The 18465-nt window shown below is 73.6% G+C and carries 15 protein-coding genes; 9 read left to right on the top strand and 6 right to left on the bottom strand.

The window, feature by feature from the left end; genetic code table 11:
- Positions 1–122: 122 nt before the first annotated feature.
- On the bottom strand, positions 123–1772 hold the full coding sequence (locus ACXJKG_RS03030; RefSeq protein ID WP_456844280.1) for a DNA repair helicase XPB: 1650 nt from the start codon (positions 1770–1772) through the stop codon (positions 123–125).
- Positions 1769–4186 (bottom strand): helicase-associated domain-containing protein, encoded by a 2418-nt coding sequence (locus ACXJKG_RS03025; protein ID WP_456844279.1) that lies wholly within the window; start codon positions 4184–4186, stop codon positions 1769–1771. Before ACXJKG_RS03025 ends, ACXJKG_RS03030 begins: the two co-directional genes overlap by 4 nt.
- 138 nt (positions 4187–4324) lie before the next feature.
- Between ACXJKG_RS03025 and ACXJKG_RS03020 the strand changes: the two genes are divergently transcribed.
- Complete coding sequence (locus tag ACXJKG_RS03020) at positions 4325–5545, top strand: M20 metallopeptidase family protein (protein WP_456844278.1); 1221 nt, start codon at positions 4325–4327, stop codon at positions 5543–5545.
- 1 nt (position 5546) lies between these two features.
- Here the strand turns inward: ACXJKG_RS03020 and ACXJKG_RS03015 are convergent, their stop codons facing one another.
- The gene (locus ACXJKG_RS03015) at positions 5547–5906 is read right to left on the bottom strand and encodes a TraR/DksA family transcriptional regulator (RefSeq protein ID WP_456844277.1); all 360 of its coding nucleotides are present in this window, start codon (positions 5904–5906) and stop codon (positions 5547–5549) included.
- A 115-nt stretch (positions 5907–6021) separates the two neighbouring features.
- Here ACXJKG_RS03015 and ACXJKG_RS03010 point away from each other — a divergent pair, with 115 nt between their 5' ends.
- The 4 genes from ACXJKG_RS03010 to ACXJKG_RS02995 all read left to right on the top strand — a co-directional run bounded on the left by ACXJKG_RS03010 (position 6022) and on the right by ACXJKG_RS02995 (position 11159).
- Positions 6022–6405, top strand: a complete 384-nt coding sequence (locus tag ACXJKG_RS03010) for a cold-shock protein (RefSeq protein WP_056085661.1) — start codon at positions 6022–6024, stop codon at positions 6403–6405.
- Between the two features lie 2 nt (positions 6406–6407).
- Complete coding sequence (locus ACXJKG_RS03005; protein ID WP_456844276.1) at positions 6408–7499, top strand: DUF3027 domain-containing protein; 1092 nt, start codon at positions 6408–6410, stop codon at positions 7497–7499.
- Positions 7496–10519, top strand: coding sequence for a sacsin N-terminal ATP-binding-like domain-containing protein (locus tag ACXJKG_RS03000; RefSeq protein WP_456844275.1), 3024 nt, complete (start codon positions 7496–7498; stop codon positions 10517–10519). Before ACXJKG_RS03005 ends, ACXJKG_RS03000 begins: the two co-directional genes overlap by 4 nt.
- Positions 10520–10628: 109 nt before the next feature.
- On the top strand, positions 10629–11159 hold the full coding sequence (locus ACXJKG_RS02995; protein ID WP_456844274.1) for a CAP domain-containing protein: 531 nt from the start codon (positions 10629–10631) through the stop codon (positions 11157–11159).
- A gap of 2 nt (positions 11160–11161) precedes the next feature.
- On the opposite strand, the gene ACXJKG_RS02990 is transcribed toward ACXJKG_RS02995, so the two are convergent.
- Entirely contained in the window at positions 11162–11416 is a 255-nt protein-coding gene (locus tag ACXJKG_RS02990; protein ID WP_456844273.1) for a DUF2530 domain-containing protein, read from the bottom strand.
- 116 nt (positions 11417–11532) lie between these two features.
- Here ACXJKG_RS02990 and ACXJKG_RS02985 point away from each other — a divergent pair, with 116 nt between their 5' ends.
- Positions 11533–13038: an NCS2 family permease gene (locus tag ACXJKG_RS02985; RefSeq protein ID WP_456844272.1), complete on the top strand. Its 1506-nt coding sequence runs from the start codon at positions 11533–11535 to the stop codon at positions 13036–13038.
- A 63-nt stretch (positions 13039–13101) separates the two neighbouring features.
- Here the strand turns inward: ACXJKG_RS02985 and ACXJKG_RS02980 are convergent, their stop codons facing one another.
- The gene (locus tag ACXJKG_RS02980; RefSeq protein WP_456844298.1) at positions 13102–13725 is read right to left on the bottom strand and encodes an arsenate reductase/protein-tyrosine-phosphatase family protein; all 624 of its coding nucleotides are present in this window, start codon (positions 13723–13725) and stop codon (positions 13102–13104) included.
- 153 nt (positions 13726–13878) lie between these two features.
- Here ACXJKG_RS02980 and ACXJKG_RS02975 point away from each other — a divergent pair, with 153 nt between their 5' ends.
- From ACXJKG_RS02975 to ACXJKG_RS02965, 3 genes are all read left to right on the top strand, one after another.
- A complete protein-coding gene (locus tag ACXJKG_RS02975; RefSeq protein ID WP_456844271.1) occupies positions 13879–15744 on the top strand; it encodes a DUF4012 domain-containing protein in 1866 nt (621 codons plus the stop codon).
- A 66-nt stretch (positions 15745–15810) separates the two neighbouring features.
- Positions 15811–16290, top strand: a complete 480-nt coding sequence (locus ACXJKG_RS02970) for an LPXTG cell wall anchor domain-containing protein (RefSeq protein WP_456844270.1) — start codon at positions 15811–15813, stop codon at positions 16288–16290.
- Between the two features lie 283 nt (positions 16291–16573).
- A complete protein-coding gene (locus ACXJKG_RS02965) occupies positions 16574–17545 on the top strand; it encodes an IS481 family transposase (protein WP_456844297.1) in 972 nt (323 codons plus the stop codon).
- Between the two features lie 230 nt (positions 17546–17775).
- Here ACXJKG_RS02965 and ACXJKG_RS02960 read toward each other — a convergent pair.
- The coding region (locus tag ACXJKG_RS02960; RefSeq protein ID WP_456844269.1) for a tyrosine-protein kinase family protein at positions 17776–18465 on the bottom strand (690 nt) is incomplete at its 5' end.

The raw sequence follows: 18465 nt of genomic DNA, 5'->3' as shown, positions 1-18465 counted from the left end.
ACCCCTCCGCGGGGTCGGGCGCTCTCGTCGTCTCAGTGCTCGTGGTCGGCCTGAGCCTGCGCTCCGCTGCGGGCGAGTGACGCTCCGCGCCCCTCACCCTCCGCTGCGCTCCGGCTCAGTCCTCAGTCCTTCGCCGGGTCCAGGTCCTCGGCGTCGACGATCGAGTACGCGTACCCCTGCTCGGCCAGGAACCGCTGACGGTGCGCCGCGAAGTCCTGGTCGACGGTGTCGCGCGCGACGACCGTGTAGAAGTGCGCGGTCCGCCCGTCGCCCTTGGGCCGCATGATCCGGCCGAGGCGCTGGGCCTCCTCCTGGCGGGAGCCGAACGACCCGGACACCTGGATGGCCACGGACGCCTCGGGCAGGTCGATCGAGAAGTTGGCGACCTTGCTGACGACGAGCTTGGTGATCTCGCCCGACCGGAACGCGTCGAACAGGCGCTGCCGCTCGTGGACGGTGGTCTCTCCGGTGATGAGGTCGGCGTTCAGGTGCTCGGCCAGGGTGTGCAGCTGGTCGAGGTACTGCCCGATGACCAGCGTCGGGTCGCCCTCGTGCTTGGCGACGAGCTGCTCGACCACCCGGTTCTTGCCGCGGGCCGTCGCCGCCAGCCGGTACCGCTCCTCGGGCTCGGCGGTCGCGTAGGCCATCCGGTCGGCGTCGGGCAGCGTGAGGCGGACCTCGACGCAGTCCGCCGGGGCGATGTAGCCCTGGGCCTCGATGTCCTTCCAGGGGGCGTCGAACCGCTTGGGCCCGATGAGGCTGAACACCTCGTCCTCGCGGCCGTCCTCGCGCACCAGGGTGGCGGTCAGGCCGAGCCGGCGGCGGGCCTGCAGGTCCGCCGTCATGCGGAAGATCGGCGCCGGCAGCAGGTGGACCTCGTCGTAGACCACGAGGCCCCAGTCGCGGGCGTCCAGCAGCTCGAGGTGCGTGTAGACGCCCTTCCGCTTCGTCGTCAGCACCTGGTACGTCGCGATGGTGACCGGGCGGATCTCCTTGCGGGCGCCCGAGTACTCGCCGATCTCGTCCTCGGTCAGCGTCGTGCGCTTGACCAGCTCGTCGCGCCACTGCCGCGCGGAGACGGTGTTGGTGACCAGGATCAGSGTSGTSGTCGACGAGCGCGCCATCGCYCCCGCRCCGACSAGCGTCTTGCCGGCGCCGCAGGGCAGGACCACGACGCCGGAGCCGCCGTGGAAGAACCCGTCGACGGCCTGCTGCTGGTACGGCCGCAGGTGCCAGCCGTCCTGGACCAGGTCGATCTGATGGGCCTCGCCGTCCACGTACCCGGCCAGGTCCTCCGCGGGCCAGCCGAGCTTGAGCAGCACCTGCTTGAGGTGGCCGCGCTCGGAGGGGTGGACGATGACGTCGGTCGCGTCGATGCGGGCGCCGAGCAGGCCGGCCGTCCGCTTGGACCGGACGACCTCGACGAGGACCGCGGGGTCCAGGGCGTGCAGGATCAGGCCGTGCACCGGGTCCTGGATCAGCTGGAGGCGCCCGTAGCGGGACATCGTGTCGGCGACGTCGACCAGCAGGGCGTGGGGGACCGGGTAGCGCGAGTACTCGAGCAGCACGTCGACCACCTGCTCGGCGTCGTGGCCGGCGGCGCGCGCGTTCCAGAGGCCCAGCGGGGTCAGGCGGTACGTGTGCACGTGCTCCGGGGCACGCTCGAGCTCCGCGAACGGGGCGATGGCGCGCCGGCAGGCCTCGGCCTGGTCGTGGTCGACCTCGAGCAGGAGGGTCTTGTCGCTCTGCACGATGAGGGGGCCGTTGGTCACGAAGTCTCCTGACGATCGTCTGCTTGTTCCGCCGGCGCTGCCGTCGCGCGGGTGACGGTGGCGATGCGGTGCACCGCGACCGTCAGCTCGGACTCGCGGGCGGTGTCGATGGCCCGCAGCCGGCCGCCCTCGACCCGGAGGGGCCGCAGCAGACGCCGCTGCGGGACGCCGTGGGAGCCGACCAGCTCGACCCACACCTCGGCCTTCTCGGCCGCCGCCTCGCGCAGCAGCACCAACGCGTCGACGGGATCGCCTGTTCCCGTCGGCTCGCTCGGGGGGACGGGCTGGACGGGTCGGTGGGACGGGGTGGGCAGCGGCAGGCCGGGCAGCCGCTCGGCCTCGTCGGCCTTCCGCTCCTGCTCGGCCCGCCGCAGCTGGGGCACGAGGGCCAGCAGCCGGTCGTCGCTCATCGCCTCCCGGGACGTGGCCGGGGCGGCATCGGTCGTGCGGCGACGGGCGCCCGCGGTGGCGCGACGGCCGACGCGGCGCACCGCCGAGATGACGTGCAGCACCTCCCCGTCCGGTCCCTCGGCCACCGGCGCGAGCCCGTGGGCGCGGAGGGCCTCGACCAGCTCCCGGACCGGCGCCTGGGCCGCCAGGACGGTCGGCGCGAGCCGGACCAGACCGAGCGAGGCCAGCCGGGGGTCCTCCGCCAGCCCGGCGAGCAGCGAGGGGTCGTCGGCGCGGACGTAGCCGGAGGCGGCGCCGATCCGCAGCCGACCGTGCCGACGCGCCGCGTCCCGGACCAGGTACTCGAGCGGCTGGGGGACCCCGGAGCGTGCGTGCGCGGACAGCTCGGCGAGCAGCCCGTCGGCGGTCGAGCCCGCGTCCAGCGCGCGCCGGACCGACTCCGGCGTGAACCGCACCGTCAGCGCGCCGCCGCKGGACTCGACGTGGGCGGTCCGGTCCAGGAGGTCCTCGAGCTCGGGGCTCGGGCGGCCAGGGACGACGCCGGTCAGGTCACCCTGGAGCAGGATCTCGTCGACGGCGGGGGGCAGGGCTGCGGCGAGGGCATCGGCGGGGTCGGCCGGTTCGGCGCCGACCAGGGGCGCGGTCTCCAGCAGCAGCGCGCGGCCCGCGTCGGACAGCGCGCCCGCACCGAGGACCCCCAGCCGGCCGGCCTCGACGAGGATCGCGTTCACCGCCGCGGTCGGGGGGACGGACCGCGGGGAGCGCCAGCGCAGGACCGCGACGACGTGTGCGGCGTCGAGGGCCGTACCGGGCGGCGTCTCGGCCAGGACGTCGAGCACCGACCGTCGCAGGCGCGGGGCCCATGTGCGCTGCAGCTCGGGGTCGAGCGCGGCCCGCACGCCGCCGCGGTCGTCTCGCCCGCCGACGAGCCAGGGTGTGCGCAGCATCGAGCGCCACGTGCGGGCCAGCGCCACCCAGCGGTCGGGGACGTCCCGCACGGACCACTCGTCGACGGCCACGGTCGGCGCGAACGACGGGTTGTCCTCCCCGTCGGCGGCCACGAAGGCGGCGGCTCCCGCGAGCTCGATGACGAACGCGGCCTCGGCCTCGTCGGTCTCGAGCGCCATCGCGACCCGGCGCAGCTCGCGCACGCCCAGGCCTCCGCCGCGCAGCACCCCCGGGGGCGTGTGCTCCCACAGTCGCACCAGTCGGGCGATGAGCAGCACGCTGCGCTCCCCGGCCGCCGCCGACTCCGACGYGACCAGCGCGTGGCTGCGGTGCGGGACGTCGTCGGGGAGCGSSGGCGGGAAGGCGGGCGAGGGGTGCGTGCGACCGCCGCGCAGCGCGAGCGCGACCGCGCGCGGCAGCACGACGTGCCGGGAGTCGCCGGGCAGGAGCAGGTGGCGGCGCAGGAGCCAGTCGACGGCCGCGGCCGCCGCGGTGTTGTTCGAGGGCGCGAGGCCGACCGGCGGACCCCAGAGCAGGGCGTCGAGCACGGGCCGGGCGCCGGTGGGTGCCGACTCCAGCAGCGTCGGCAGGTCGGTGAGGTCGATCGGCTCGGGCGTGGGCCCGCGGCGGACGCCCGCGTCGGCTGGCGCGAGGCCGGCCGGGTACAGCCCGAGGATCTCCGCGAGCCCCGGCGACGGCAGCAGCGGGGCGTCGGCGTCGGGCGAGTCGGGGTAGACCAGGGCGCCGACGACGGCCAGCCGCAGCGCGCGCTCGACCAGCGCGACGCCCGCGTCGTCCGTCGCACCCAGGGCCACGGGCAGGTCGGCGGCGGTGATGGGGCCGGGGTCGGACAGGGCGACGACCGCCTCGAGCACCTGGATGACGCTCGCGTCCACCGTCGACAGGGCGCGGTCGAGGCTCGACCGGCTGGTCGCCCGGACCGCCAGCGACGACAGGGTCGCGGGCGACGGCGACGCCAGGTCCGGTCGGCTGCGCAGCAGCGCGACGAGCTCGTCGTCGCTGCGTTCCCGCAGGTAACCGGTAAAGGTGGGCATCCGCACAACCTTACGTGCCGCCGCGGCCGTGCGGGGGGTCTGCTACTCCTCGGTAACGGGAGCCGAGCCGCCGGTGCAGGTCTCTGGCAGTCTCGGTCGCACCACGCATCCGCACCCGCACTACCCGGAGGTCACCCCGTGTCGCTCGCTCCCGACGTCCTGGCCGGCCTGCGCGCCGACGCCGCCGCCCAGCTGCCGGACGTCGTCGCCCTGCGCCAGGCGCTGCACCGCACCCCGGAGATCGGCCTCGACAACCCGGCCACGCAGCGGATCGTGCTCGACGCGATCGAGCCGCTGGGCCTCGAGGTGGCCACGGGGACGGGCCTGAGCTCGGTCGTCGCGGTGCTCCGCGGCGGGCGGCCCGGTCCGGCGGTGCTGCTGCGCGGGGACATGGACGCCCTGCCGGTGACCGAGGACTCGGGGGAGCCCTTCCCGTCCGAGAACGTCGGCGTGATGCACGCCTGCGGTCACGACCTGCACGTCGCCGGGCTGGTCGGTGCCGCCCGGCTCCTTGCCTCGCGCCGGGACGAGATCGCGGGTGATGTCGTCCTCATGTTCCAGCCCGGCGAGGAGGGCGACGCCGGTGCACGCCTCATGATCGAGGAGGGCGTGCTCGACGCCTCGGGCAGCCGGGTCGTCGCCGCGTACGGGCTGCACGTGATGTCGGCGATGGTGCCGACCGGGCTCGTCATCTCCCGTCCCGGGACGCTCCTCGCGGCGGCGGACTCCGTGATCATCACGATCCACGGCAAGGGCGGCCACGGCTCGATGCCGCACCTCGCCGCCGATCCCGTGCCGGCGGCGGCGGCGCTCGTGCTGGCCCTGCAGACGATGGTCACGCGCGAGTTCGACGCGTTCGACCCGGTCGTCGTCACGGTCGGCAAGATCGCGGCGGGCACCACCAACAACGTCATCTCCTCGACCGCGGTCCTCGAGGCCACGGTCCGCACCTTCTCCGAGACCACCCACACCGTGGTCCCCGAGCGGATCACCCGGGTGGCCGAGGGCATCGCCGCCGCGTACGGGCTGACCGTCACCGTCGACTACCGGCGCGGCTACCCCGTCACGTCGAACACGCCCGCCGAGGTCGACCGCGCCGCCGGCCTGGTCCGCGGCATGTTCGGCGAGCACGCGTACCAGACCGCCCCGCAGCCGATCTCGGGTGCCGAGGACTTCTCCTACGTGCTCGAGGAGGTGCCGGGCGTCTACCTCGCGCTGGGCGCGACGCCCGTCGGCCACGACCCGGCGACCGCGGCGTACAACCACTCCGCGCAGGCGACGTTCGCCGACGAGTCGCTGGCGGTCGGCCCGGCGGTCCTCGCGGCGCTGGCCCTCGACCGGCTGGCGGAGGGCGCGTAGCTCACCTCGGCGTGCAGCCCACGCACATGGTCGCGGTCGGCCGCGCCTCCAGACGGGCTGCGGGGATCGCGGCCCCGCACACCGAGCACACGCCATAGGTGCCGTCGTCGACCCGCGTCAGCGCGAGCTCGATCGAGACCAGCCGCGCCTCGGCGTCGCGGGCGAGCGCGTCGACCTGTGCGCGCTCGAACGCGATCGTGGCGCCCTCGGGATCGTGCTCGTCGTCGGCGTTGCTGTCCCGCGAGGCGGCGACGACGGCGTCGTGATCGCGCCGGAGGGCGGCGAGGTGCTCGCTCGTCGTCGCGCGCAGCTCCTCGAGCCTGGCGCGAGGGCCCTCTGCGGTGCGTCGCGTGGTGGTCATCGTCAGCCCCAACGCCATGTTGCCCCTGCGCCTTCCGGGGCCGCGTGGGATTTTCGTGGGCGCTGGCCGGTAACCTTGTGGCCAGTACGTCTTCTTCTCATGAACGGGGTTCACCGTGCCTACCGGCAAGGTCAAGTGGTTCGACACCGAGCGCGGCTTCGGGTTCATCGCCAGTGACGACGGCGGCGAGGTCTTCCTGCACGCCTCGGCGCTGCCCGAGGGCGTCACGGCACCGAAGCCCGGCGCGAAGGTCGACTTCGGCGTCGCCGACGGCCGTCGCGGCCCCCAGGCCCTCTCGGTCAAGCTGCTGGACCCCGTGCCCTCTGTCGCCAAGGCGGCGCGCAAGCCCGCCGACGACATGGCCGTCATCATCGAGGACCTCATCAAGGTCCTCGACCGCGTCGGCAACGACCTGCGTCGTGGCCGCTACCCCGAGAAGGCGCGCGGGGAGCAGTACGCCTCGCTCCTGCGCGCCGTCGCGGACGACATCGAGGCCTGAGCATGCCTGCAGCAACCAAGGACGCGGTCCTCGGATCGGCCGTCGACCTGGCCCGCGAGGTCGCGGTCGGCCTCGCCGAGGACCCCGCCGACGTCGGCGAGTACCTGGGCCTGGTGGTCGAGGGCGAGCGGCTGGTGTCCCACCGGTTCGCCTCCGCCGCCCGCGGCTACCGCGGCTGGGAGTGGACCGTCACGGTCGCCCGCGTCCCGCGCGGTCGCACGGCCACGGTCTGCGAGGCCGAGCTGCTGCCCGGGCCCGACGCCGTGCTGGGCCAGGCCTGGCTGCCGTGGTCCGAGCGCATCCGGCCCGGTGACATCGGCCCCGGCGACGTCCTGCCGTTCAAGGCCGACGACCCGCGCCTCGAGCCCGGCTGGACCCCGACCGGAGACCCCGAGCTCGACGACGTCGCGATCGACGAGCTCGCCCTCGCCCGCGTCCGGGTGCTCTCGCCCGAGGGCCGCGACGAGGCCGCCGAGCGCTGGTACCGCGGCCCGCACGGGCCTACGAGCGCCGGCTCCCTCGCGTCCGCGGCCGCCTGCGGCAGCTGCGGGTTCCTGGTCCCACTGCAGGGTTCGCTCGGCACCGTCTTCGGCGTGTGCGCCAACCAGTGGTCGCCCGACGACGGCACCGTCGTGAGCGTCGACCACGGCTGCGGCGCGCACTCCGAGACCGACGCGGAGACGCCCCCCACCGACTGGCCCGAGTCCGACCCGCTCATCGACGAGCTCAGCCTCGAGCTGGTCGACCTCGCCCCGGCCACGACGCGGGCCGCCGAGACGCCCGCGGTCGACGAGGTCGCGGTCGCTGACGAGTTCGCGGTTGCCGACGACGAGGCGCCCGTTGCCGACGAGGCTCCGGTTGTCGACGAGGTCGCGGTCGCTGACGAGCTCGCGGTTGCCGACGACGAGGCGCCCGTAGCCGATGAGGCTCCGGTTGCCGACGACGTTGCGGTCGCCGACGACGAGGCGCCCGTTGCCGACGAGGCCCCGGCGGCCGACGACGAGCCGACCGACGTCGCCGAGCGCACGGACGACGCACCCGAACCCGCCTCCGACGCGGACGACCCCTCGGCCGTTCCCGACCCGGAGCCGTGACCGCCGACGCCTTCGGCACGGCCGCCCTGCGCGCGGCCGTCCTGGGGGCGTGGCGGGCGTCCCCGGCGCGACTGCGCGAGGACGCGAACACGGAGGAGGACCACGCCCGCGGCTACTACCGCGACCGCGTGATCGTCGAGCTCGCGCAGAACGCAGCCGACGCCGCGACGCGCGCGGGCGTGCCCGGACGGCTGCTCCTACGCCTGGCGCGCACGGACGCGGACGGGTCGGTGCTGGTCGCCGCGAACACGGGCGCCCCGCTCGACGCCGAGGGGGTCGCCTCCCTGGCCTCCCTGCGGGCGTCGGCCAAGCGTGACGAGGGACCGTCGAGACGGGCGGTCGGGCGCTTCGGGGTCGGCTTCGCCGCGGTCCGGTCGGTGGCCGACGAGGTCTCGGTGCTGTCCACCACGGGCGGGGTCCGGTTCAGCGCCGCCGACGCCGCCGAGCTGCTGGCCGAGGCGGCGCACGACAACCCCGCGCTCGCCGACGAGGTCCGCCRCCGCGACGGCTCCCTGCCGGCCCTGCGCMTGCCGCTGCCGGCGGAGGGCAGCCCGCCCACCGGCTACGACACCGCGGTCGTCCTGGCGCTCCGCGACGAGGTGGCCGCCGACGAGATCCGTTCGCTGCTGCGGGACGTCGCGGACCCGCTCCTGCTCGCGCTGCCCGGCCTGGTCGAGATCCTGGTGGAGGACGAGTCCGGGGTCCGGCGGCTGGCGGACGTCGCCGACCGCTGGACGGTCGCGACGGGCGAGGGCGAGCTCCCCCTGGCGCTGATGGCCGACCGTCCGGTCGAGGAGCGCGCGGCGCGGGTGTGGCGGGTCACCTGGGCCCTGCCGCGCGGCGGCGCGCAGCTGTCGCAGGCCGACCGCGTGGTCCACGCCCCGACCCCGACCGACGAGCCGTGCAGCGTCCCCGCCCTGCTCGTCGCGACCTTCCCGCTCGACCCCTCCCGCCGCCACGTGGCACCCGGTGCGCTGACCGACGCCGTCCTCGACCACGCCGCCGACGTCTACGCGCGCCTGGCCCACGGCCGCGCGTCGGCCGGCCACGACGCCCTCGCCCTGGTCCCCACCGGCCTGGCCGCCGGCGCCCTCGACGCCGCGCTCCGCGACCGCATCATCGAACGCCTGACCCGCACCCCGCTGCTGCGCAAGGCCGCTCCCGACGACGCCGACCCGCTGGTGGTCCCGACGCAGGCGGTGGCCCTCGCCCGCTCCTCGGTGCACGACGCAGCCGCCCTGGCCGCGCTCGGCAGGAGGGTGACGGCGCTGGTCGCGCTGCCCAACGGCCGCGACTCGCAGGCACGCGCGCTCGGTGTGGAGATCCGGTCGCTGGCCGACGTCGTCGAGGAGCTCCCGGCCGTCAGCGACGGCGGCTGGACCGAGCTGTACGACGCCCTCGAGCTGCTGGCGGACGACCCGCAGTCGCGCGAGGCCCTCGGTGCCGTCCCCGTGCCGCTGGCCGACGGCCGGGTGGTCCGCGGGGCGCGCGGCACGGTCGTCCTCGACGCCGCCCTCGCGGCCCGGCTGGGTACCCGCACGCTCGAGACCCTGGGCCGCTGGGGGCTGCGCGTCGTCGATCCGGAGGCGGTGCACCCGGTGCTCGAGCGGCTGGGCGCGCAGGCCCCCGACGCCGTCGGTCTCCTGCTGCAGGACTCGGTGCGGCAGGCCGTCCTGGAGCTGGCCGACGACGACACCGAGGCCGACGACGTCGTCGACGCGGTGCTCGCGCTGGTGGATGCCGCGGGCGGTGCAGGCGTGCCGCAGGAGGCGCAGCCCTGGCTCGGGCTGCTGCCTCTGCCGGCCGCCGACGGGGAGCGCACGCCCGCCGACAGCCTCGTCCTGCCCGGCTCCGTGGCGGCGACCCTGCTCGACGACCGAGTGCTGTCGACCGTGTCGGCGGAGACGGTCGACCGCTGGGGCCGCGACGTGCTCACCGTCGTCGGGGTGCGCGCCGACCTCGTGCTGGTGCACGTCCCCGACGTCCTGGCCGACCCGGCCTCGCTGCGGGACGGCGCGACCGACTGCGCGACCCTCGCGGCACAGTCGCTCGATGGCTGGGACGACTACCTGGCGCACCTCTCGGACCGCCTGGGCGCCGGCGCGTACGTGGGGGAGGCCGTCGCCGTCGCGGACCTCGACGCGGTCGACCCCGACGCCTGGCCGCAGGTCCTGGCCCGGATCGCCGGCGAGCCGACCCTGCGCCGGGCGCTCGTCGACCCCGTCCGCGGCGAGTCCGGGGCGCACGCCGCGTCGTACACGTCGTGGTGGCTGCGCGAGCGGGCGGAGCTGGGGCTCGGGCGACCGTTCGCGGTCGGCGACGAGCTGGGTGCGCTGCTCCCCGCTGCGCCGGCGGCCGTCGCGGGCCTCGACGTCACCGTGCAGCGCGCCCTCGGCGGCGTCGGCACCCTGGAGGATCTCGACGGGGCGGGCTGGACGCAGCTGCTCGACGCCTGGGGCCCGGTCGGGGTCGCGGTGGACCCGGCGCTCGCGACGGCGGTGTGGCGGTCGATGGCCCCCGACGAGCCCCCGGAGCGGGTGCCGGCCCTCGTCGGCCCGGGCCGGGTCGCGGTCGTGCACGCCGAGGACGCCGCCGTGGCGGACCAGCCGATGTGGCACCAGCGCACCGACGTGGCCTCCCTGGTGCCCGGCACCGAGGCGACGGCCCGGCTGCTCGACCTCCCGTTCGCCGGGGACCTGGCCGAGGGGCTGGTCGGGGAGGGCGGCGAGGTCGACGACGTCCCCGACGGCGTGCGCGCGCTGCTGCCCGACGCCCCGAGCACGTGGGTCCAGCACGACGACCTGCTGGTGGACGGCACCCCCGTCGAGTGGTGGGTGGAGGACTCGGTGGTGCACGCCGTCCACCTGGTCGGGCTCGCCGCCGGCCTGGCGCAGGCGGCCGGGCGCTGGGAGCTCCGGTACGCGGTCGAGGCCCTGCTCACCGCGCCCGATCGCGCCGACGAGATCGCGCTGGACGTCGCCGGGGGCAAGCACGTGCCCGGTACGCCCGGAACCAGATAACGTCCCCCGCGTGCAACCCTTCACCCCCGTGCCGCCGGTGCCACGGGGTCGCCCGGACCAGCAAGTTCGTCGTGAGCCGCGACGACGGTGGCCCCGCAGGCTCGTGCTGGTGCTCGCCTGCACCCTCGCGCTGATCGCGGTGCCCATCACGATGAGCCCGCAGCCGAGCCCCCGGCCCGCGGCGGACGTGGGAGCGACCGCGCTGCGGGCCGACGACCCGGCCGGCAGGTCGGCCACGCGAGCACCGGTCGCGACACCGGCCGCCGGCACGCCGGAACCGACCCCGACCCTGGTCGACGAGATCGTGACGCGCACGAACGCGGAGCGGGTGACCGCCGGGCTCCCCGCGCTGACGGTCTCGGCGTGCGCGACGGAGCAGGCGGAGGCACGCACGGCGACGCTCGCACGGGAGGACCGGTTCGAGCACGACCCGCTGCAGCCTGTCCTCGACGCCTGCGGGGCGCACCGCGTGGCGGAGAACCTCGCGCTCGGCTACCCGACGGCGCTGGCGGTCGTCGCGGGCTGGATGGGGTCCGACGGCCACCGCGAGAACATGCTCGGCGAGGCGTACACGCAGATCGGCGTCGCCTGCGCGACCGGCCCTCGCGGGCTGCTCTGCGCGCAGGTGTTCCTGGGCTGACGTCAGGCCCGGGCGGCCTTCTGCCGTGCGGTGTTCCGTCGGGCCCAGCCGTACCCGAGCACCCCGAGGACGGCGCCCGTCGCGCACACCCAGGCCGGCAGCCACGACGCCTCGCCGGTCGCGGCCAGCACCGCGGTGACCACGAACGCGACCACCCAGACGCCGGTGCCGACGAGCATGACGCGGCCCAGGTCGACGTCCACCGGGGGCGGCGGGGTCCGGGTCGGGTGGAAGAGCTTGTCGATCAGCGACGGCACCCGGCGAGCCTAACCGGGGCGATGCGGACGGTCCGGCACCGGGGACGTGTGACGTTGGTGACGACGACCCCTCGTAGGCGCTGTCGAGCCTTCACAGGTCTGCCACACTTTCGCGCATGGCTTCGACCCCCACTGCGCAGAAGACACGTCCTGCGCCCCCGACGAACGTCGTCGACCGCTACTTCAAGATCACCGAGCGCGGATCGACCATCGGCACCGAGATCCGCGGTGGTCTGGTGACCTTCTTCACGATGAGCTACATCATCGTGCTCAACCCCCTGATCATCGGCACCGTCCGCTCCAACGCCGGCAACGGCCCGTTCCTCGGCGGCGGTGACGTCCCCAACCTCGCGGCCGTCGCCGCGACGACCGCGCTGGTCGCCGGCGTGATGACGATCCTCATGGGCGTCGTCGCCAACTTCCCGCTCGCGCTCGCCGCCGGCCTGGGCCTCAACGCCGTCGTCGCCTACTCGATCGCGGCGCTGCCGAACATGTCCTGGCAGAACGCGATGGGCCTGGTCGTCCTCGAGGGCCTGATCATCCTGGTCCTGGTGCTCACCGGCTTCCGGGTCGCCGTCTTCCGTGCGGTCCCGCGCGAGCTCAAGACCGCCATCAGCGTCGGCATCGGCCTGTTCATCGCCTTCATCGGCCTGGTCGACGCCGGCTTCGTGCGCATCCCCGCCAGCATGGCCACCCCGGTCGAGCTGGGCATCGGCGGTTCGCTGGGCAGCTGGCCCCTGCTGGTCTTCGTCGTCGGCCTGACGACCGCGATCGTCCTCATGGTCCGCAAGGTCCGCGGCGCCATCCTCATCGCGATCGTCACGGCGACGGTGCTGGCGTTCATCGTCGAGCTGGTCGGCGACATCGGCAGCAAGACGGACGAGACCGGCGCCGTGGTCAACCCGGCCGGCTGGCAGCTCGACGTCCCGCACTGGCCCTCGGGCGGCATCTTCGCCACCCCGGACTTCTCGCTGGTCGGTCAGTTCTCGCTGTTCGGGTCGATCGAGGCCATCGGCCTGGTCGCCGTCATCCTGCTCGTCTTCTCGCTCCTGCTCGCCGACTTCTTCGACTCGATGGGGACCATGGTCGCCGTCGGCAGCGAGGCCGGCCTGCTGGACAAGGAGGGCAACCCGCCGAAGACCACGCAGATCCTGGTGGTCGACTCGATCGCCGCGGCGGCCGGTGGTGCGGGCGGCGTCTCGTCCAACACCAGCTACATCGAGTCCGCGGCGGGCGTCGGCGACGGCGCGCGCACCGGCCTGGCGTCCGTGGTCACCGGCATCGCGTTCCTGCTGGCCACGTTCCTGTCGCCGCTGGTCTCCATGGTCCCGTTCGAAGCGGCCACCCCGGCGCTGGTCGTCGTCGGCTTCCTCATGGTCACGCAGATCACCGGCATCGACTGGAAGAACTGGGAGATCGCCATCCCGGCGTTCCTCACCATCATCCTGATGCCGTTCACCTACTCGATCACGGCCGGCATCGGCGCGGGCATCATCATGTTCGTCATCATCAAGCTGGCGCTGGGCAAGGTCCGCGAGATCCACACGTTCATGTGGATCGCCTCGGTGATGTTCGTCCTGTACTTCCTCATCGGCCCCATCAAGTCGGCGTTCGGCATCTAGCGTCCGCAGACACACGAGAGGCCGGGTCCCGTCACGGGGCCCGGCCTCTGTCGTTGCGTGCGGTCAGCGACGGACGGCCGTCACGATCGCCTCGACGGCCGGCAGCAGCTGGCCGAACGACTTCTGGTAGAGCGCGTCGCCCCCGCGGTACGGGTCGACCACGTCGTCGTCCACGGGCTTGTGCGCCGTGAGCCCGCGCCGCGTCGCGGCGATCGGCACCAGCGCGCGCAGGCGGTCCGCGGTCGTCGCGTTGGCGCCGGGCAGCGTGGCGGGGTCGATGTCGCCGACGAGCCGAGCCAGCTCACGCAGCGTGAACGTGCGCCGCACGGCGGCAGGCACCAGCTCGACGATGGCCGAGCGGTGTCGCCGGGTCAGCGCCAGCACCAGGTCGGCCTGCTGCACCATGCCGGGCGCCAGCTGACGCGCCACGAAGCCCCGGGCGTCGACCCCCTGGGCGGCGACCAGTGCGGCCATCTCCTCCGTCATCGGCCAGCCGGTCATCGCGCCCGTGCCCGCCGAGGAGACCTCGATCGCGGGCGTCAGGCCGCCGCCCTCACGGCCGCGGTAGGCCGCGCCGAGCCCAGCAGCGAGCAGCCGCTCGGCTGCCGGCGACCGGCAGATGTTGCCGGTGCAGACGACGAGGACGCGCAGGGGCTCGGCCGGGTCGGTGGGGTTCACGGGCACCATCTTGGGGCCCCGGGCTGCAGAAACCGGCATCGGATGACCCGATCGGCGCACACATCTCACCCCCTCCGGGCGGGGGCACCCAGGCCCCGCCGGTACGATTCCGACCGCGGTCGCCTGTCCCGGGCGGCGTGAAACCGGCTGGAGAGAGACGTCGTGACGCACCCGGGTTGGGGATCCGACTGGAACGGCCAGCCGGTCCCGGACGCGCCGCAGCACCCCGAGACGGTGCGCCGTCGGCGGACCAGCTACAAGCGCGCCCGCCGTCGCCGCGTGGTGAAGCGCGTGCTGATCGGCTGCGCCGTCGCGCTCGTCGTGGTCGTCGGCCTGGGCATCTGGCTGGCCACCGGAGCCTTCCGTGCCGCCGGCGCCCTCGAGTCCGCCAAGGGCGACGTGAAGGACCTCCAGGCTCAGGTCAAGGCCGGCGACTCCGACGCCGCCGCCACGACCCTGGTCTCCCTCCAGGCGAACGCCTCGACGGCTGCACGCGCCACCAGCGGTCCCGTCTGGACCCTGGCGGGCATCCTGCCGTGGGTCGGCCCCAACGTGAGCGCCGTGCACACGGTGGCTGCCGCGGTCGACGACCTGGCCCAGCACGCCCTCCCGTCGCTCATGCAGGCCACCACGCTGGTCGACCCCGCCGCCCTGGCCCCCGTCGACGGCCGCGTCGACCTCGCCCCGCTGCAAGAGGCCGCGCCCGTCATCGTGGCCGCCAACGAGTCCGTGCAGGTCACCGCCGGCGAGCTTGCGGACATCGACACGTCCTCCCTGCTCCGCGCCGTCGCCGAGCCCGTGGAGACCCTGCGCGACCAGGTCAACGACGTCGCCGTGACCACCGCGACCGCCGCCCGCGCCGCCCAGCTGGTGCCCGCGATGATGGGCGCCGACGGCCCGCGCGACTACCTGGTGCTGGTGCAGAACAACGCGGAGCAGCGCGCGACGGGCGGCATCCCGGGCTCGGTGCTGCAGCTGCACGCCGACGACGGCGCGGTGACCGTGGTGCAGGAGCGGTCGGGCGGCTCCCTGAGCGGGCTCACCGACCCTGTGCTGCCGCTGACGGACGCCGAGGACGCGCTGTTCGGCCCGCAGCTCGGCACCGACATGCGCGACGTGACCTTCACGCCGGACTTCCCGCGCACCGCCGCGATGGCCAAGGGCATCTGGGAGAAGCAGGTGGGCGGCACCATCGACGGCGTGCTGTCCGTGGACCCGGTCGCTCTGGCGCTCGTCCTCGACGCGACTGGTCCGGTGACGCTCTCCGACGGCACGACGCTCTCGGGCGACGACGCCGTGCAGACGCTGCTCAACGGCGTGTACCTCGACATCGAAAACCCCCAGAAGCAGGACGCGTTCTTCTCCGACACGTCGAAGTCCGTGTTCAACGCGGTCGTGAGCGGCCAGGGCGACGCACCCGCCGTCATGGATGCCCTGGCCGAAGCTGCGCGCCAGGGTCGCCTGATGGTGTGGTCCGCCGACGAGGACGAGCAGGCTCTGCTCACGGGCACGGTGCTGAGCGGCGACCTGCGAGGGAAGGATCGCGACTCGGCTGTCCTCGGGGTCTACCTCAACGACGGCACGCAGGCGAAGCTCGGCTACTACCTCGACCTGTCGATCGATGCGCAGGCCACGGAGTGCCGTCCGGACGGCTCGCAGATCGTGCACGCCGTGGTCACGCTCACGTACAACGCTCCGCCCGACGCGGCCGAGCTGCCGGCCTACCTGGTCGGCCTCGACAACATCGTCCCGCTCGGCGATCTCCGGACGAATGTCCTCGTATATGCCCCCGAGGGTGGAGGAATCGAGTCCGTGCGGGTGAAACCTGATCCCCAGGGCCTCCTTGCCCAGATCCACGACGGACTGGGGGTAGGAGGCAGGACATTTACATTCAAACCGGGTGAGAGCGGATCTCTCGACATGGACATCGTTACCGGAAAGGAGCAGACCGGTGACCTGCACATTCGCTCCACGCCGACCGCCCGCCAAAAGGGTGACGCAGTCGTCGCTTCCTCCTGTACCAAGTAGCAGGTACGGTTGCCCCTAGTACATCGCGTAACTCCTGTCACACGACCACTGTCCGGGGGGACACCCATGAAGATCCGTCGCACCGCTCTGGTCGCCTTCGCTGCCGTTGCACTCGCCCTCGTTCCGTCCGCCGCCATGGCGTACGGCTCCGGCGACTACTCGAACAAGGGCACCGTGTCTGACACCACGCCCGCCGCTGGCGTTCCGTTCAGCGTCACCGTCGTCGGGCCTCCGAACACCTCGGTGACACTCACCATCGCCGGTGGGTCCGGCACCAAGACGCTCACCGCGACGACCAACGCGTCGGGCACCGCCACCTTCTCGGTCACGCTGAGCCAGGCTGGCACGTACACGCTGGTCGTGACCGACACCGCGTCGGGTGCAGTGCTCAGCACGCAGACCGTAACGGTCGCCGGGACCAGCGACACGCTGAGCTCCACCGGCTCCAACGCTCTTCCGATCGCCCTGGGCGCCGGCGCGCTGGTCCTGGTCGGTGCAGGTGGCGTCGTCATCGCCCGCCGTCGTCAGGCTGGCGCCGCGGCCTGAATGGCCTAGCAACCTCAGCGAGAGCCCCGCACCGGTTGGTGCGGGGCTCTCGTGCGTTTCAGGTGGTGGAGCGCCGCGTCGGATGTTCTCCGGACGCGAGGCGAACGGTGAGCCTGCAGGCTGGGGCCGGCTTGCAAGTGCTGCCAACAGGGACGGGGATTGAACCACCGCGGCCTAGTTGTACTCGGCCAGGACGTTGGTGACGTCGGTGGCCGTTGACGAGAGGAGAACCTCCGGTTGGGCTGTGGCTTGTCGAAGGCCCAACATCCACCCGGAGGTTCTCGTGCCTCACGCTAACGCCAAGCTCAACCTGAACGGCCGCCARCTGCTGATCGAYCGCGTYGTGCACCAAGGGCGCCCGGTCGCCCATGTCGCACACGARCTGGGGATCGCCCGGCAGACCGGTTATCGCTGGGTGCGCCGGTGGCGCATCGAAGGTGCGGCCGGGCTGCTGGACCGGTCCTCACGGCCGCGGTCGAGCCCGAACCGAACCTCAGCGGCACTCGAGGACGCGATCTGCACGGCACGAGCGCGTGACCGGTCCGGTCCCGATGTTCTGGGCGCCGAGCTCGGAGTCCCGGCGCGCACGGTCACTCGCGTGCTGCGCCGGCGCGGGATGCCGCTGCTGCACGACCTGGACCCGTTGACCGGGCAGGTGATCCGGGCCAGCAAGACCACCGCGGTGCGCTACGAACGCGACCGCCCCGGCGAGCTGGTCCACATGGACGTCAAGAAGCTCGGCCGCATCCCGGACGGTGGCGGGTGGCGGATCTCCGGGGGCACCCGCGCCAACCACCAAGCACGCGTCGACAAGACCCCGATCGGCTTTGACTACGTCCACTCGCTGGTCGACGACCACACCCGCCTGGCCTACTCCGAGGTGCTACCCGACGAGCAAGGTCCCACCTGCGCCGAGTTCCTCGCCCGAGCCGCGACCTACTTCGCCGACCACGGCATCACTCGGATCGAGCGCATCATGACCGACAACGCCTGGGCCTACCGCTACTCGTTGCGCGCCGTCGCCGCCGACCTGGGCGCCAAGCAGATCTTCATCAAGCCGCACTGCCCGTGGCAGAACGRCAAAGTGGAGCGCCTGAACCGCACCCTGCAGACCGAATGGGCCTACCGGCAGGTCTTCACGTCCAACACCGAACGCTCGAACGCTCTTGCCCCCTGGCTCGAGCACTACAACACTCGACGCCGTCACAGCGCCCTCGGAGGACTCCCGCCGATCAGCCGCCTGTCACCAACGTGACGGCCGAGTACACCTAGTCGCCGTGGGTGGCCCCGGAGGCATTGCGCCGCTGGACGTCAACCGCGCCCTGTACCCGACAGCTCGCGGCTGCAGATGACGCCCGATATTGACAGAGGTCTTGGGCCGGCGATCCTGTCACGCGCGAGAAGCCTGCGCCGCTTGGGCCAGGCACGCCGACGGCCTCGGACCGACGCGGTCCGAGGCCGTCGTGAAGCCACGCAGCGCGGGTGTCAGTGGCTGGGCCGCTGGTGCTGGGCCGGCGGGTTCTGCGCCTGCTGCCGCTGGAAGTCGCGAAGCTGGGTGTCGCTCAGCGAGTCGCCGGGCCAGAGCGTCGTCGGGCCCGAGACCGCCGTGGAACCCGTCGGCTCGGTGACCTGCGGGACGCGTCCCGTGGCCGGAGCCTTGCGCTTCCGGCCCCGCGTGCGGCCCGAGTCGGCCGCGGTCGCCGGCGTCGGCGTGTAGTCGTAGTAGGCGTACTGGTCGCTCTGCTTGCGCTTCTGCCTGTTCACCACGATGCCGAGGATGCGGGCGCCGACCGTCTCTAGCGCGCCCACCGACTCTGCCAGCTGGTTGCGATGGAGCTTGTCTGCGCCCACGACGAGCAGAGCGCCCCCCGTGAGCTTCGACAGGATCGCAGCGTCCGTGACAGGCAACAGCGGGGCTGTGTCAACGATGACGACGTCGTACTGCGACGTCAGCTTGTCCAGCAGGTGAGCCATAGCGAGCGACCCGAGAAGCTCCGAGGGGTTCGGCGGCACCTGCCCGGCGGGCAGGACGTGCAGGTAGCCATTGCCCCACGGCTGGATCACATCTTCGACGTTGGCTCGACCGATGAGCACGGTGGTCAGCCCGACGTTGCCCTCGAGACCCATGTACTTGGCCACGGACGGGCGGCGGAGGTCTGCGTCGATGAGCGCGAC

The organism is Cellulomonas sp. P5_C6, from assembly GCF_054049635.1.
This window is presented reverse-complemented; position numbering and strand designations above follow the sequence as displayed.

Excerpts from the sequence above, each read along its gene's own strand:
- ACXJKG_RS02985 (WP_456844272.1), top strand. The coding sequence starts at position 11,533 with ATGGCTTCGACCCCCACTGCGCAGAAGACACGTCCTGCGCCCCCGACG.
- ACXJKG_RS02980 (WP_456844298.1), bottom strand. The coding sequence starts at position 13,725 with ATGGTGCCCGTGAACCCCACCGACCCGGCCGAGCCCCTGCGCGTCCTC.
- ACXJKG_RS03015 (WP_456844277.1), bottom strand. The coding sequence starts at position 5,906 with ATGACCACCACGCGACGCACCGCAGAGGGCCCTCGCGCCAGGCTCGAG.
- ACXJKG_RS02970 (WP_456844270.1), top strand. The coding sequence starts at position 15,811 with ATGAAGATCCGTCGCACCGCTCTGGTCGCCTTCGCTGCCGTTGCACTC.
- ACXJKG_RS03005 (WP_456844276.1), top strand. The coding sequence starts at position 6,408 with ATGCCTGCAGCAACCAAGGACGCGGTCCTCGGATCGGCCGTCGACCTG.